Origin of the sequence: Actinomadura atramentaria DSM 43919 (genome assembly GCF_000381885.1) — a bacterium.
In the GTDB taxonomy this organism is placed as follows: domain Bacteria; phylum Actinomycetota; class Actinomycetes; order Streptosporangiales; family Streptosporangiaceae; genus Spirillospora; species Spirillospora atramentaria.
On sequence record NZ_KB907223.1, the window covers coordinates 37,591 to 53,789 of the forward strand.

At 77.9% G+C, this 16,199-nt stretch carries 5 protein-coding genes; 4 read left to right on the forward strand and 1 reads right to left on the reverse strand.

What is annotated here, in order from left to right:
- The first annotated feature begins 35 nt into the window (after positions 1-35).
- Entirely contained in the window at positions 36-1,001 is a 966-nt protein-coding gene (locus G339_RS0128190; RefSeq protein ID WP_019634414.1) for a LacI family DNA-binding transcriptional regulator, read from the forward strand.
- Here G339_RS0128190 and G339_RS0128195 read toward each other — a convergent pair.
- The gene (locus tag G339_RS0128195; protein ID WP_169514795.1) at positions 998-2,095 is read right to left on the reverse strand and encodes a DUF4185 domain-containing protein; all 1,098 of its coding nucleotides are present in this window, start codon (positions 2,093-2,095) and stop codon (positions 998-1,000) included. The two genes, G339_RS0128190 and G339_RS0128195, sit on opposite strands and share 4 nt — an antisense overlap.
- 687 nt (positions 2,096-2,782) lie before the next feature.
- On the opposite strand from G339_RS0128195, the gene G339_RS0128200 reads away from it, so the two are divergent.
- From G339_RS0128200 to G339_RS37190, 3 genes are read left to right on the forward strand one after another with little or no spacing between them, the layout of a single operon-like run.
- A complete protein-coding gene (locus tag G339_RS0128200; RefSeq protein ID WP_019634416.1) occupies positions 2,783-5,062 on the forward strand; it encodes a hypothetical protein in 2,280 nt (759 codons plus the stop codon).
- Positions 5,047-14,265 (forward strand): DUF6603 domain-containing protein, encoded by a 9,219-nt coding sequence (locus G339_RS0128205; protein WP_019634417.1) that lies wholly within the window; start codon positions 5,047-5,049, stop codon positions 14,263-14,265. The genes G339_RS0128200 and G339_RS0128205 overlap by 16 nt, the downstream gene beginning before the upstream one ends.
- A complete protein-coding gene (locus tag G339_RS37190; RefSeq protein WP_019634418.1) occupies positions 14,262-16,193 on the forward strand; it encodes a hypothetical protein in 1,932 nt (643 codons plus the stop codon). The genes G339_RS0128205 and G339_RS37190 overlap by 4 nt, the downstream gene beginning before the upstream one ends.
- Positions 16,194-16,199 lie beyond the last annotated feature (6 nt).

Below are 16,199 nucleotides of genomic sequence, written 5' to 3' on the forward strand. Positions count from 1 at the left end.
GGCAGGACAGACGGCGCAGGCCGACGATCTCGGACGTGGCGGCCGCCGCCGGGGTCAGCGTGAAGACGGTGTCCCGCGTCATCAACGGCGAACCGGGCGTCCGCCCCGCGCTGGCCGAACGCGTCCTCGCCGCCGTCGCCGAGCTGGGGTTCCGCCGCAACGCGCTGGCCAGCGGGCTGCGCTCCGGCCGCGCGTCCGCCACGATCGGCCTGATCATCGAGGACCTGGCGAACCCGTTCTACTCCACGATCGCCGCGGCGGTCGCGAAGGTCGCGCGCGGGCACGACACCCACCTGATCACCGTCAGCTCCGAGGAGGACCCCGCGCTGGAGCGGCGCCAGTTCGCGGAGCTGTGCCAGCGGCGCGTGGACGGGCTGATCATCGTCCCGGCCGGGTCCGACCACGCCTACACGCGGTCCGAGGCCGAGCTGGGCCTGAAGATGGTGTTCCTGGACCGGCCGCCCTCGGGAATCCTGGCCGACAGCGTCGTGGTCGACAACGCGGCGGGCGCGGCGGCGGGCGTCGCGGACCTGCTCGCCGCCGGGCACCGCCGGATCGGCGTGATCACCGACTCGCCGTCCGTCTACACCGCGCGCGAGCGGCTGGCGGGCGTCCGCACGGCGCTCGCGGGCGCGGGCGTCCCCTACGACGACGCGCTGGTCAGGACGGACGTCGCGGACCCCGGGCGGGCCGCGCGCGCCGTCGCCGCCATGCTCGACGGCGCGGACCCGCCGACCGCGTTCTTCACCGGGAACAACCGGATCACGGTCGGCGCGATCCAGGAGCTGTGCCGCCGGGGCCACGACGCCGCGCTGACCGGGTTCGACGACTTCGAGCTGTCGGCGCTCATGCCGCGTCCGCTGACCGTCGTCGGCTACGACGTGCGGGAACTCGGCCGCGCCGCCGCCGCGCGGCTGTTCGCGCGGATCGGTGGGGACGCGTCCTGGCCTTCGGAGACCGTCGTCCCGACGCGCCTCGAACGGCGCGGGATCGGGAGCTAGCGGGCGAAGCGCAGGACGAGGAAGCGCGCCCGGTTGTTGTCGGCGTCGGCGTACAGATCGTCCAGCTTCTCGCTGTTGACGTTGTAGGAGATCACCAGCTCGCCGGGGCGGCTCAACTCCGGATGCGCGGCGACGTTGTACGGCGCGTAGATGGTGCCGCGTCCCTCGGGGGCCGTGTAGACGGCCGTGCGGCCGGTGAAGGGGCCGGTCGGCGTGGAGGCGGTCGCCGCGTACACGTCGTGGCCGAGGTAGGCGTCCGTCGTTGTCAGGACGTACCGACCGCCGACCCGCGTGACGCTGTAGGACGCGCCGACGTTGTCAGCGATCCGCGCGGACGCCTTCGGATCGCGTGACCAGCCCGAACCGGTGTAGAACTCCCACGACCGCTCAGCTAGGTGCCCGTTGTGGGCGCGCGCGAGGTGCATATGGCCCGCCTCCGAGCCGTACACGTAGACGTACCCGCCCGCGCGCAGCAGCTCGACGCCCCACATCACGCCGCCGTCGCCGTACGTCCGCCGCACCCGGCCGGGGCGCAGGCCGCGGCCGAACGTGACCAGGCCGTTGCGCACCCAGCGGAAGTTCCACGGCGGCGCGGCGTCGGCGGGAGCGATCGTGTACGCGAACACGCGCAGCCTGCCGCCGTCCACGATGCCGTCGCCGGGCCAGTACCAGCGGGGGTTGGTGCCGGACGGGTTCCAGGGCGGCGCGGTCGGCGTCGCGCCGAGAAGCGAGCGCGGGGCGGCGGGCGTCCCGCGCGCGGCGGTCGTGCCCGGCCGCCCGTCCGGGCCGGTGACGACCATGCTGTTGTGCAGGAAGGGGGCGTCGCGCGGCAGGCCCCCGTCCGCGTCGACGGGGCCGAGGAAGGTGTCGCCGAACAGCCAGGCGACGCGCCCGTCCGGCAGCGGCACCGAGTACGTGCCGTCGCCCGCCGCCCAGCCGCGCCGGTCGGCCCGGCCGCCGCCCGCGTCGCCGAACCGGTGCCACGCGCCGGTCAGCCCCGCGTCCGGGCGGACGCCCACGACGACGGGCGGCTTCGCGGGCGCGGGCACGAGGAGCAGCAACGCCAGGGCGGGATGTGCCGACAACGTTGTCATCGGGCGCATTAGATCAAGCAACGGCGACGTGATCAAGGACTTCGGGGCTCGCCGACTACCTCCGCGACCCACGTCCCCGAACGGGGAACGCGTGCGGACCCCCTTCCGGGCGGCGGCGCGGTCGCGTTTCCGGACGCTCGGCGGCCCGCCGATTCCACGCGGAATTGAAGATTGATCTTGTGTGCTTGTGAAATGCATTCCGGTTCGATGGTTACTTCTGTAATAGTTGGGCGATGGGCGGGATTTCCCGGGGTCTGATGACCGGCGGGTCGCGGCCTCGGGGGAACGTGGCTGGTAGCGGGGTCGACGGGCCGGGAGAGCCGTGGTCGACTCGGCCGTCAGGACCGCCGAACGCCCCGGTCGGCGGGGGTTCGTTCACTGGCTCCTTGACCTGAGTCACGGCTTCCGGGGGAATGGGAAAGGGAATTCGATCCGTTTTTCATGATCGACTCCGTGCCGCGTCGCCCGGCGGCCGGTTGACGTCCGGGCGCGTCCGGATGCGGTCACGCGGACGGCTCCTTGGCGGCGGCGAAGATGTGCTTCTATCAACCTCGCCAAGCCCGGAGGCGGGGGCCTCGGGTTTTCTTCGATGGGGGTCTTTTCCGTGATCGGAAGTTCTCTTCGGCATGCCCGGAAACGGGTCGCCGCACCGCGCACCGCGCCCGTTCCGTCCACGGAGGTGGCCCCGTGAGCCCGTCCCTGCCGGTCCTGAAGAACGCGGTCGCGGCGAAGCCGCCGAAAGCGCCCGCGCCGCCGCGCCCGCCGAGCGCGGAGGAGGCCAACGTCCTGCTCTGGCGCGTCACCAAGCCGGACGGGACCGTTCCGGCGGACCCGCCGCCCGTCGTGGACGGAACCCTCACCGCCGAGCACGCCGAACCGGCGCTGGAGGTCGCCGGCCCGCCGCGCGTCTGCGCGTTCCTCAGCCTCGGCGCGACCGTGCGCGGCCTCGCCGCCGCCATCGCGCCGCTGGTCAACCAGGGCGCGCTCGACCCGGCCGACCCCGCGACGCCGCCCGGCGCGACCGACCTGAAGCTCACCCAGCAGCAGCTAGAACGGGCGCTGCTGGTCTACCTCGACCTCAGCCTCGGCCCGGTCGCGCCGTCGAGCTGGCGGGTGGGCGACCGCGTCCTGCTGCCGATCGAGCTCACCGCCGCGCCGACCGGGATTCGGTGGACGGTCGGCCGGGCGCAGATGCGCGCGTGGGCCGCGACCGGCGCGACCTGGGGCGAAGCGCAGCTCCAGACGCTGCTGACGATGACGGCCCGCCCGCTCGGGTCGCCGGAGGCCGCGCCGAACCGCCCCGAGGACGTCGAGGCCCGGGTCGCGGCGCGGGTCGCCGAACTCGGCGCGTCGCCCGCCGCCCCCGCGCAGATCCAGGCGCTCGGCGGCCAGCTCCGCACGTCGCTGCTGGCCAACCCGTTCGCGGACCTCTTCGACGCCGTCGAGGTGCTGCGGCAGCTCCGCCGCGACCGGCCCGCCGACGAACTGCCGCTCGTCCTCGCCGTCCTGGCGGGCCTGCCCGAGCACCAGGCCCGCGTCGTCGGCTGGACGATGGCGGGCAACGCGCTGTTCCGCCGCTTCTGGGACGCGCTGCGCCGCAAGGGCGACGCCGTCCCCGCCGCCGACAAGCCCGCCGTCGCGGCGGCCCGCGCGCTGCTCGCGGACGCCCTCGGCCTCGCGCCGAACGGGACCGCGACCTGGTACGCGCCGACCGAGCGCGGCCCGTCCGTCCAGCCGGTCGACCTGGCGCTCACCAGGAACCAGGGCTACGAGAAGGGCGCCAAGCCCAGGTACACCGCGATCACGTACGGCCGCGTCATGAAGGTCGGGACGGAGGACACCCGCAAGCACGACGGGTACGCCTTCACGGGTCCGGGCGCGTCCGGGAGCCTGAGCGCCGACGTCTACAGCAAGGCGACGCCGGGGCTCCTCGGCCCGTCCCCGACGCCGCTGCTGGCGGCGGCGTGCAAGATCGTGGAGGCCATCGCGCCCAGCGAGGGCAAGCTGAACGCCACCCGGCAGGCCGACTACGGCCTGATCTCGATCGGCATCCAGCAGTGGACGATCATGGGCGACGACGAGCTGACCGTCGTCCTGTACCGCTACCAGCAGGTCGCCCCCGACCACTTCGACCTGTTCTTCGGCATCCGCGGCATCAGCGTGCGGCCGTGGACCAAGGCGGACGCCGCGACCGAGCCGGGCCCGGCGGACATCGACGCGTCCAACAAGCACCTGCGGCCGCGCGCCCGGCCCGACACCCCCGAGACCTGGCGGAGCCCGTACGCCGCGCCGCCGTTCACGCGGTGGGGCGACGCCGGGTCGGGACCGCCCGACGACGGGTTCGCGACCTACGCCAAGCTGTACTCCCTCGGCTGGAGCACCGGCGGGACGGTCGAGGTCCCGCGGCCGGTCGCGCGCGACTGGAAGCCCCGCTACGCGCTGTTCGGCGGCGTGGAGAAGCCGGGGAAGGTCATCCAGTTCTCGTCGGTGTGGAGCGGCGTCGCGCGGCTCGCCGCGGACATGTCGCCCGATCTGCGCGCCGTCCAGTTCCAGGTCGCGGTGTTCCGGTTCCAGCGGCTGCTCGACGCGACCTTCGACGAGCACGGGCAGCCGATCCTGTATCCCATCGGCGCGGCCCCGCCCGCGCCGCGGTACCCGCTGGCCCGGCTGATGTCGTCGCAGTTCGCGGCGGCCATCGTCCTGGACTCGCACATCAACATGCCGAAATACGTCGTCAAGGACATCGACACCGCCTACCGCCGCACCCAGGCCGCCGACGCCTACACGCTGGGCGGGAGCCGCGACGACGAGTGGCTGATGCGGCTCGCGGTCAACTACATGGCGATCCGCCGCGTGATCCCCGACGACCGCGGCCGCCGCGACGACGTCCTGCTGACCCGCCATGACGCGGCCACCGACGACCTCGACCCCAAGCCCGGCACGTTCAAGGGATGGCCCGCGCCGTGAACCCCCAGGACATCGCCGCCGAGGCGGCGGCGCTCGGCCGCGCCATCGGCCTGCTGCGCCGCGACGCCGCCGGCGGGCTGCACCTCGACAAGGACTTCTTCGGCTCGCCCGGCGAGCACGTCGCCCGGCTCCTGGCCGACGCCGAGCAGCGCGACGCCGTGCTGGAGGCGCTGGACCTCCTGCTGCCGCACACCGCCGAGGAGAACGGCACGCGGCTGCACCCGCTCGTGCCGCCGAACGGCGTCGGCGGCGTCTACCTGGGCGTGACCCCCGAAGCGAAGACGGTCCGGCTCGATCTCGTCGCGGTGGCGCGGCCGGGTCCGGCCGCGCCGCGCGTCACCGCGACGGTCCCGCTGGTCCTCGTCCGCGACGGATCGCTCGTCGCGGTGACGGGCTCGGCGGACCACCCCGTCGACCTCGCGGTCGCGGTGCGGCTGCCGGACGACGGCGAGCTGGCGGCGTCCCTCGCGGTCGCGGCGGACGCCGCCCGGTTCCGCGCCCGGCTGCGCCCCGGCCCCGGCTCGGTGTTCCCGCCGCTCGACCTCGACCCGGTCGCGGCCCCGGCGGGGCTCGCCCCGCTCGCCGTCGCGCTGGTCGACGCGGTGCTGTCGTCGGCGGACCAGCCGGCCGACGTGCGGCGGCTCGCGGCGGGCCTGACCGGGCTGCTCGGCCTGGACGGCGCGCTGCCGCCGCTGCCGGTGGGCGACCTGGTCCGCGACCCGGCCGCGCTGCGCGGCTGGCTGGCGCGGCTCGCCGCGACGACGCCGGCGGACGGCGGCTCGGCGCTGGTCGCGTGGCTGCGGCACGTCGGCGGGCTGCTCGGCGGCCCGCCGCCGACCGCCCCGGCGACCGGGCAGCCGGGCGAGGACAACCCGGTCGTCCTGCACCTGACGGCGGCGGGCGCGAGCCCGGCCGTGACGGCGCGCGTCTGGCTGCGGCCCGCACCCGACAGCGGGACGCCGGTGCTGGTCGCGGCGCTGTCCGCCGAGCTGCCGGTCCCGTCCGCCGGGGTCGCCGTCGTCGGCGAGGCCGTGCTGCTGACGGTGCCGCTGAGCGGGACCGCGCCGACCGCGCTGGTCGAGCGCGTCGAGCTGACCGTCCGGCGGACGGCGGCGGGCCCGGTCGTGCCGGTGGGCGGCGCGGGCTTCGGCGTCGGGGACGTCCGGGTCGGGCTGCGCCACGGGCTGAACCACGGGCTGAACCACGGGTCGGGCGGCCCGGCGGCCGTCGTGGAGCTTCGCGACGTCGTCACGCCCGAGCACGTGTTCCCCCGGCTCGACCTGACCGACGCGCGCGGCCTCGGCGCGGCTGCCGTGACCGCCCTCGGCGACGCGCTCGACGAGGGGCTCGGCGCGGCCGGGCCGTACGCGTCGGCGCTGCGGACGCTGCTGGGCCTCGGCGGCGACACCCCCGTCGACCTCGGCCTGCTCACCACCGCGCCGACCCGCGCGCTCGCGGACCGCGTCCGGCGGCTGCGCCGGGCCCCGGACGGCTGGCGGCGGCTGCTCGCCGCGGTCGGCGGCCTCCTCGGCTCGGACCGTCCGGACGACGTCGCGCGCGTGACCGGCGCGGGCACGGCCGCCGACCCGTGGGTCCTGCCGCTGGACTGGTGGCCCGCCGCGACCGCCGGGTTCGGCCTCGCCCTGTGGGACGAGGGCGACGCCGCCGAGCCCCGGCTGCGCTTCGGCCTGCGGCTGCGCGCCGCGTCCGCGCCGGACGCCCGCGCCGCGTGGGCGGCGTCGGCGCGCGCCGCGCTGCTGGCGGTCGACCTGCCGGAAGGCGGCGGCGGGACCGTCGCGTGGCTGGGCGCGGTCCACGCGGACCTGTCCGTCACGCCGCCCGCCGAGATCCTGGACGACGACCTCGGCCTGACGGTCGGCGCGGTGCGCGCCACGGCGTCGTGGCGGCCCGGCGCGCCCCTGACCGCGTCGGCCGAACTGGCGGACGTGACGCTGTCGGCCGGGGACGAGCAGGTCGCGCTCGGCACGCTGCGGCTGCCCGCCGCCGCCGACGCCCTGGACGCGTCGCTCGGCCTGCCCGTCACGCCGGAGCAGGCCGTCGCGGTCCTGCGCGCCGCCGTCGCGCGGGCCGCCCGGTCCTGGGGCGGGCCCGGCGCGGAACTGCTGCCCGCGCTGTTCGGCGCGCCCGCGCTCGCGCCGCCGGACCCGGACGACGCGGGCTCGCTGCTCGACCGCCCGCTGGACGCCCTGCGGGAGTGGGCCGCCGCGCTCGTCTCCGCCGAGGCGGGCCTGGCGGCGGACGGCCTGCCCTATCTCGCCGAACTCCGCCGCCCGCTCGCCGCGTTCCTCACCGACCGCGCCGGGCTGTTCGCCGACGCCGGCGGGACGGGCGTCGAACCCGGCGGCCGGGGCACGGCCGCCGACCCGTGGACGGTGCCGCTCCAGCCGCAGGCGGGCGCGCCCGTCGAACTCCTGGCCTGGGCGCTGCCGGACGGCGCGCCCGGCGCGTGGGCGGCCCCGGCCGTCGGACGGCTGCTGGAGCGGCGGCCCGACGCCGCCGACGTCGCCGACGCGGCCGCCGCGCTCGCCCCGTTCCTCGACGCCGACACCGCCGCGCTCGGCGGCGCGACCGCCGCCCTCGAACTGCTCGCCGCGACGCTCGGCGACGGCGACGGCGTCGTCCCGCTCGCGGACGCCGGGCCGTGGACGCCCGGCCTGCCGAGCCGCGTCGTCGCCGCCGCGCACCACCGGCTGCCGCGCGCGTCCGGCGCGGTCGAGGCGGTGCTGGACGAGGTCGGGCGGCGCACCGCCGGGCTCGGCGGCACGCCGTGGTCGGTCGTGCTGGTCGCGCCGTCCTTCGCCGGGGACGACTGCTGGACGGAGCTGCTCGCCGCCGCCGCGCCCGCGAGCGTGGCGACGGCCGACCTGCGGGCCGCGCCGGACCCGCTGCGCGCCGACCTCGGCGCGGTCGGCGCGGCGTCGTACTACGTCGTCCGCCTGAACGAGGACGACCGGTATCCCGCCGAGCACCAGGCCGCGCAGCTCCGCCGCGTGCTCGACCGCGTCGCCGTCGCGCGGCCCGGCGTGCGGACGGTGCTCGTCGCGCACTCCGTCGCGGGCGTCGCGGCGCGGCGGCTCGTCGCGGACCTCCCGGCGGAAGGCGGCGTGCTCGGGCTCGTCACGCTGGGCACGCCGCTGGCCCCGGTGGACGTGACCGGGCTCGCCGGGCCGGACGTGCGGTCCGCCGCGCGGCTCGTCCGGGGCGCCGCGCCGGACGGGCTCGACGCCCCCGGCACCGACGACATGCTCGTGTTCCTCGCGCCGACGCCGGACGACCCGCCGCCCGCCGCGGGCCCGGCGGACCTGCCCGCCGCCCGGTTCGCGGCGGTCCCGGCCGAGCCGCCGGGCACCGGGTCCGTCCCGGTCCTGGCCGTCGCGGGGCGGCTCCCGGCCGACCTGACCGACCGGCTCGGCGCGCTGGTCGCCGGTGCCGCGGTCGCGGGAAGCGACGAGGTCACGCACCTCGGGCACGGCGTCCGGATCGGCCTGCCGGCCCCGGGCGTGCCGGGCGCGGTGCGGGCGGACGCGGACGTCCGCCTGGACCTCGGCCGCGTCCCGCTCGTCGTCGGCGCGCCCGAGCCGCAGGCCCCGGCGACCGGGCTGACCGTCCGGATCGCCCTGACCCGCGCGGACGGCCCGCTGCTGGACACCGAGACCGGCGCGGCCCGCGAGACCGGCGCGCGCGTCGGCTCGGCGGAGCTGGCCGTCGCGGTCACGGCGGACGGCGCGGTGTTCGACGCCGTCCTGCGCGACGCCGCGCTGGACGGCCGCTGGTCGCCGTCCGTCCGGCTCGGGGACGCGCGCGCCGAGCCGCTGCTGGCCCGGCTCGTCGCCGCGCTCGGCGCGGAGGACCCGGCGGGCGGCTCGCTCGCCGCGTTCCGCGCGCTGCTGGCCGACCTCGGCCTGACCGCGCCGGCGTCGGACGGCGCGGTCCTGGTCGCGGACGCCTTCCGCGCCCTCGCCGACGACCCCGCCGGTTTCCTCGGCCCGCGCCTGGTCGCGCTGCTCGACCGCGCCGAGGGCCTGTACGGCTTGGCGCGCGACGCGGCGGCCGGCGACGGCGCGTGGCGGTGGCGCTCGCCGGACCTGCCCGTCGAACTCGCCGTCGCCGCCGACCCCTGGCGGGTCACCGTGCGGACGGTCGACGGCGGGCTGCGCACCTCCGGCCACGGCCGCTTCGAGGGCACCGGCGAATTCCGGTTCGACGGCGCCGCCGACGCGGACGCCGCCCTGTCGCTGGCGGGCGCGCGCCTGGAGCGCGCCGCGGACGGCGGGCCGCTGCTGCGCGCCCCCTGGCTGACCGAGCCGGTGCCGCTGCGCGCCGCCGGGCTCCGGACGGTCCTCGCGCCGCTCGCGCTGCGCCTGGTCACCGACGTCTGCCTCACCGGCCTGCTCGAACGCGCGATCCCGTTCCCGGCCGCCGCGCTGTCGCGCGCGCTGCACGACCCGGCGGGCTGGCTGCTGGACGCCCTGCTGGACGGGACGGACGGCACCCCCGACGCGGGTGCGGTCAACGCGGTGCTCGCCGAACTCGCGGGCGCGGTCGGCCTCGGCGGCGGCCCGGACCGGCCGCTCGCCCTGCCCGGCGGCCTCACCGTCCGCGCGGACGCGACGGACGACGGCACCGCGCTGTCGCTGGCCACCGCGACGCCGCTGAACGTCGGCGGCGCGGCCCTGACCCTCGCGGCGTCCGTCGCGCTGGCGGGCCGCCACGCCGTCGTCGGCGGGACGCTCGGCCTCGACGTCCCGCTGCCCGGCTCGTGGGGGAGCGTCCGGTTCTCCCTCGGCCAGGGCCCGGACGGGACGCGGCTGAGCGTCGGCCTGCCCGGCGCGAACGCCGTCGTGCAACTCCTGCCGACCGTCAGCGGCGTCGCCGAACTGGTGTCGGCGCAGGCCGCGCGGCTGCTGCCGGAGGTCCTGGACGGCCTGACCGCCGCAGCCGCCGGTTCCGCGCCGTCCCCGCTGCTCGCGGACGCGCTCGCCGTCGCCGAGGCGCTCGGCGCCTACGACCCGGCGGCGGGCCCCGGCCACGGCTTCGCGGCGCGCGGCGACCGGCTCGCCCGGCTCGCCGCCGCCGGGCTCACCGGCCCGGACGGCGTCACCGCCGCGTCGGTCACGGCGGCGGCGACGCTGCTCGGGCGGCTGCTGGGCCCCGGCGTCACCGTCGCGTCGCCGGAGCCGGGCGCGCTGCGCGTCACGACCGGCGTCCTCGGCGGCACCGTGACCCTCGACGCCCGCACCGCGTCCGCGCCCGCCGTGAGCGTCGCGCTGTCCGGTCTGACGCTGGCCACGCCCGCCGCCGGGCGCGTCACGGCCGACGTCGCGGCGGGCTGGTCCGGCGGCGCGCTGACCGCGTCGGCGCGGCTCGGGCTGCGGCTGGACACCGGCGTCGGGCTCGTCCTGACGCCGCGCCTCGACGTGTCCGCCGCGCCCGCGGACGGACGGCTGACGGTCGAGTTCCGGCCGCTCGGGGACGACCAGGTCGTCGTGCCGCTGGCCCCCGTGCCCGCGCCGCCGACCGTCGCGGACGCCGTCCGCCTCGCCCGCGCCTGGATCGTCCCGCCCGCGACGAAGCTCATGCTCGACGCGGCAGCGCCCTGGCTCACGCGCCCGCTGTGGCGCGGCACCGGGGCCAAGACCGCCGGCGACCTGCTGCGCGCCGCGAAGGTCGTGGACGCGGCGGGCGCGCTCGTCCTCCCGCCGCCCGAACCGGCGACCGCGCTGCGCGACCTGATCGGCGCGATCGACGGCATCGCCGTCCCGCTGCCCGGCGGCGTGCGGCTCGCGACCGTCCGGTCCGGGGACCTGCTCGGGCTGCGGCTGTCGGGCACCGCCGCGCTCGGCGGCGGCGACATCGTCGCGGACCTGCACGCCGGGCTCCCGGCCGGGTCCGCCGTGCAGTGGGCGGACGGGGGCGGCGGCGTGTCCGTCCTGCTCCTGGACGTCTCCGGCGCGGCCCCGCGGCTCGCCCCCCGGCTCCGGCTCGGCGGCGTCGGCCTCACCGTGCGGCGCCGCGACGCCGCCGCGCTGGTGGACGCGGGCGGCTTCCGCGTCGGCCGCGTCTCCGGCTTCGTCCGCGCCGACATCGCGCTGCCGATCGGCACGCCGCCGCGCCGGACCGGCGCGGGCGCGTTCGGGACGGCCGTCGTCCTCGGCGGCCTCGGCCTGCCGCTGCTCGCGCCGCCCGGCCCGCCGAACGATCCGGTGGCGGGGTCGATCCTCGCGCCCGGCGGCGGCGACGCGGCGCCCGCGAACCCGCCGATCGACGTCGTCGTCGCGACCGGGCCGAACGGCCCGCAGGTCGTCCTCGACGGCGCCGACGCCGCCGAACCGCACTGGCTGCGCGTCCAGCGCACGTTCGGCCCGCTGCACCTCGACCAGATCGGCCTCGCGCACCGCCGCCTCACCGGCCCCGAGCACGCCGCCGCGCCCGACGCCGTCGCCGTCTACTTCGACGGCGGCGTCGCCCTGGCGGGCATGGCCGTCGAGCCGGACGGGCTGCGCGTCCTGGTCCCGCTCGCCCACCTCGGCGACCCGGGCGAGTGGGAGATCGGCCTCGACGGCATCGCGATGTCGCTGGAGCTGCCGGGCGTCCGCGTCGCGGGCGGGCTCAGCCGCGTCGTCGAGGACGGCCAGGTCGAGTACGACGGCGCGGTCACGGTCGACGTCGCGGGCCGCGGCTTCACGGCGATCGGCGGGTTCTCCCGCGCCGCGGACGGCGCGACGTCGCTGTTCGTCTTCGCCTCGCTCGGCTACCCGCTCGGCGGCCCGCCGTACCTGTTCGTCGAGGGACTGGCCGGGGGCGTGGGGTACAACCGCGCGCTCGTCGTCCCGACCGACCCGGTCGCGGCGGCGTCGTTCCCGCTCGTCCAGGCCATCCAGCACGGCGACGTCGGGCAGGCGCAGAGCCCCGAGACGGCGCTGGCGGCGCTGCGCAAGGCCGCGCCCGCGCGGCGCGGCAGCCACTGGATCGCCGCCGGGGTGCGCTTCACCAGCTTCGAGCTGGTCCACACCACCGCCGTCGTGTACGCGGCGCTGGACCGCGGCTTCCAGGTCGGGCTGCTCGGCGTCTCGCGGATGACGCTGCCGATGACCGGGCCGCCGATCGCCAACGTCGAACTGGCCGTCAACGCGCGCTACGACTCGGCCGAGGAACTGCTGTCGATCCGCGCGCAGCTCACCGACAACTCGTGGCTGCTGTCGCGGGACTGCCAGCTCACCGGCGGGTTCGCGTTCGTCATCTGGTTCCGCGAACGGCGGTTCGTGCTGACGATCGGCGGCTACTCGCCGTGGTTCGACGCCGAGGGGTTCCCGGCCGTGCCGCGCGTCGGGCTGCGCTGGGCGGTGTCCAAGGAGGTGTCGGTCAAGGGCGAGACGTACTTCGCGCTCGTCCCGGGCTTCGTGATGTTCGGCGGCCGGATCGAGGCCGCGTACGCCACCGACATCGTGCGCGTCTGGTTCACGGCCTGGCTGGACGTCCTCATCGGCTGGGACCCGTTCTACTACCGGCTCGACCTCGGGATCGAGGTCGGCGCGTCGTTCCGGATGCGCGTGTGCGTCATCGCGTGCGTGACGGTCAAGGTCAGCGTCAGCCTCAGCGCGTCCCTGCAACTGGAGGGGCCGCCGCTGCACGGCAAGGCGCGGGTGGACCTGGCCGTCGCGTCGGTGACGGTCCACATCGGCAAGCCGGTCCCGCCGCCGCCGTCCTACCTGACCTGGCTCGCGTTCAGCGGGCGGTACCTGGCGGGGCCCGCCGGGCCCGCGGTCGTCGCCGTGTCGGCCGGGGCCGCCGCCGATCCGGGCGCGGCCGCGCCGCCGGACGGGACGCAGCAGCGGCCCTGGCTCGTCCAGGCGTCGTGCCGGCTGCGCACCGAGACCCGCGTCCCGGCGACCCGCGCGCAGGTGGGGACGGCCGACGTCCCGCTGACCGGCGTCGTCGTCGGCGGCGCGCACCCGATCCACCCGACGCCGTGCGGCACGAACGTCCGCGCGCGCGTCCGGGTCACGCACCAGGTCACGGTGACCGACAGCCTCGGCGCGCCGCCGCCGTCGCTGGCGGCGACGCCGCGCCAGGGCGGGTTCCAGACGGCGCTCTGGCAGCCCGCGCCCGGCCCCGGCGACCGGTCGCAGAACACCGACGCGCTGCCCGCGCTCGGCGGGCTGGACCTGGACTTCATCACGGCCGTCGCGGCGGCGCCGGTGACGGCGCGGCCCGGGCCGGACGTGAACCGGGTGTCGCTGCCGTTCGCGTCGGGGTCGTCGTCGGGGGGACCGGCGCAGTCGGCGGTGCCGGAGCGCATCGCGCCCGTGCCCGTGCCCAAGCCCGTGCCCGTGCCTGAGCCCGAGCCCGTTGCGGAGGTCGAGCCGCCCGCGCTGCTCGCCGTCGTCCGCCCCGGCGGGCGGCGCGCGCTGCGGCCCGTCCCGGGACCGGCGCGCGCCTCGCTGGCCGCCGAATCGGTGGATCTCGAACCTGGTTCACCGCAGGTCTGGCGAGTTTCACCTTCCGGTGCGCCTGATCTGACGGTGGAACAGGGCCGGGTCCGGGTCGTGTGCGTCGCGGAGTCCGGGAACGTCCTCGCCGACCGCGCGGTGGACGGCGGCGCGTTCGCCGTCCCGACGGGCACGTCCCGCGTCGTCGTCCACGACGAGCCCGACGCCGCCGACCCCGGCTGGCACCTCGGGACGCCGCTCGCGCAGATCCTGCCCGGCGCGGCCCTCGGCGGCGGGGCGACCCTGCTGCCGGACGGGCCCGTCCCGATGCCGACCGCCGCGCACGGCGTCGCGCTGCTGACGGCGGCCGACCTGCTCCGGGGCCGCGCGGCCTGCCGGACGCTGCTGCCGCCGACCGTCACCGCCGTGACGGTCGTCGCCGAACCGACCGGTGACGGCACGGAAACCGGCACGGAAACCGGCATGGACCTCATGGCCGCCGTGACCGTCGACGGCCTGCCCGCGCGCGGCGAGACCGCCCGCACCGCCACCGGCGTGCGGCTGCTGCTGGAGGTTCCGGCGCGGGACGACACCGACCGTCCCGTGGAGGTGGACGTCGCGCTGCCCGAGGGCTGGCGGCCGGTCGCCGTCCACGGAACCGCGCCGCGCGCGACCCGTGCGGAGACGCGCCTGGCGGCGCGCGCGCCCGCGTCGGTGCGCTGGACGGACTCGCAGAACGGGGGACAGGAATGACCGCACAACTCGAACCGGGCCGCATCGACTTCTACGACGACGTGACGCCGGGCCTGCGCGACGACCGGTACCGCGTCCGCGTGACGACGACCGTCGAGCACGCCGACGCCCCGGACGCCTCCGACGCCCAGGTCCTGGAGGTCTTCACCGAGGACCGCTGGATCGAGGTCGCCGGCCCGCGCTACCGGCTGGACCGCGGCGAAGTGCTCGCCGCGTTCCCGCCGCCCGACGCCGAGGGCGACTACGACACGACCCTCCCGCACGTCGTGCTGCGCCGCCGGACGCTGCCGTGGGAGCGGGTCGTCCCGCCCGGCACGACGACGCCGTGGCTGGCCGTGCTCGTCCTCGGCGAGAGCGAGGCCGTTCTCAAACGCGAGGCGGTCGCGCCGGACGGCCGGCCCTGCACGACGGTGACGCTCACCGAGGCCGTCGCGCGCCGCGCCCTGCCGCGCCGCGCCGACGTGCGGCTGCTCTGCCACGCCCGGCACGTCGCCCCCGGCGGCGCGGACGTCGCCGCCGACGACGACGGCTGGGTCGCCGTCGTCACCGCGAACCGGCTCCCCGCGCACGGCGAGCCGCAGCGCGCCTGCCTGGTGTCGCTGGCCGACCACGGCGCGGTGCTGGACGCGGTCGGCTCGGGCGGTCCCGTGCCCGCGTCGGTGGCGCTGCCCGTCCTCTACGACTGGACGTTCCGCGTCGGGGAGGGCGGGACGTTCCAGGAGGTCGCGCTGAACCTCGCGCAGCGCGCCGCGCTGCTCGGCGTCACGGCGGCGAATCCCGTCCGGCTCGCCCACACGCGCCGCGACGGCACGCCCGGCACCGCCCTGTACCGGGGGCCGATCGTGGGCCGCGCGACGGACCCGAAGCAGCCCGCCGACGACGAGACCGACGTCAGCCTGGCCGCCGCCGCGACGCTCGGCCGCCTGCTGGCCGCCGCCGACCGGCCGCTCGTCCGCGAGCTGAGCGAGTGGCGCAGGCGCGACCTGATGTCCGCGCTCGGCCCGCCCGCCTTCTCACCCTTGGCGCGCGCCGCCCGGACGAGTCCGGCGGACGTCGCGGAGGAGACGGCCGCGCGGCTCTCGGCGGCGACCGCCGACCCGTGGCGCGTGCCCGAGGCGCTGCGGGAGCCGGACGAGCCCCCGGCCCGCCGCGTGCGCCGCGCCGCGGCGGAGGACTTCGCGGCGGAGCCACCGCCGGTCCGCCCCGGCCCCGCCGCGCTCGCGGCGGCCGCCCCCAGCGAGCCGCCGCCCGCCGTGGCCGACGCCGTCGAGCGGTACCGCCTGCTGTACGGCATCCCGCTGGACCACCTGATCCCCGACCCCGACCTGCTGCCGCAGGAGTCGGCGCGCTTCTTCGTCCTGGACGACGCGTGGCTGGACGCGCTCGCCGAAGGCGTCCTCGGCGTCGGCGGCACCGGCAGCCGCGAACGCGCGCTCACCGCCCGGCACGCCGCCGCGCTCAAGTCGCTCCGGCGGACGGCCGCGTTCCCCGGGCCGGTGTCGGGGATGCTGCTGCGCTCCAGCCTGATCGCGCGCTGGCCGACGCTGCGCGTCCGGGCGTTCGGCACGCCGCCGCCCGCCCCGGACGCGGCGCAGCCGCGCGGCGCGCTCGTGCCGCTGCGGTCGGAGACGCTGACGCCGACGCTGCTGCTCGTCCTGTGGCCGGGCACCCCGGCGGCGGTGTGGATCGAGGAGCCCGAGCGCGAACTCGGCCAGGGCTTCGACCGCTCCGGCGGCCAGTTGGTCGTCCCGCCCGTCCCGGCGTCGGGCGGCGGTCCGGTGCCCGTCCCGACGCGCGACGGACGCGCCGTGGACGTCGCCCAGCTCGCGAACCTGCTGGCCGTCCAGCCCGGCCGCACCCCGGCCGCCGCCCCCGGCCCGCTCGGCGCGGCGCTGCTGCGCCGCCCCTACCGGCAGGTCTTCCAGTGACACGCG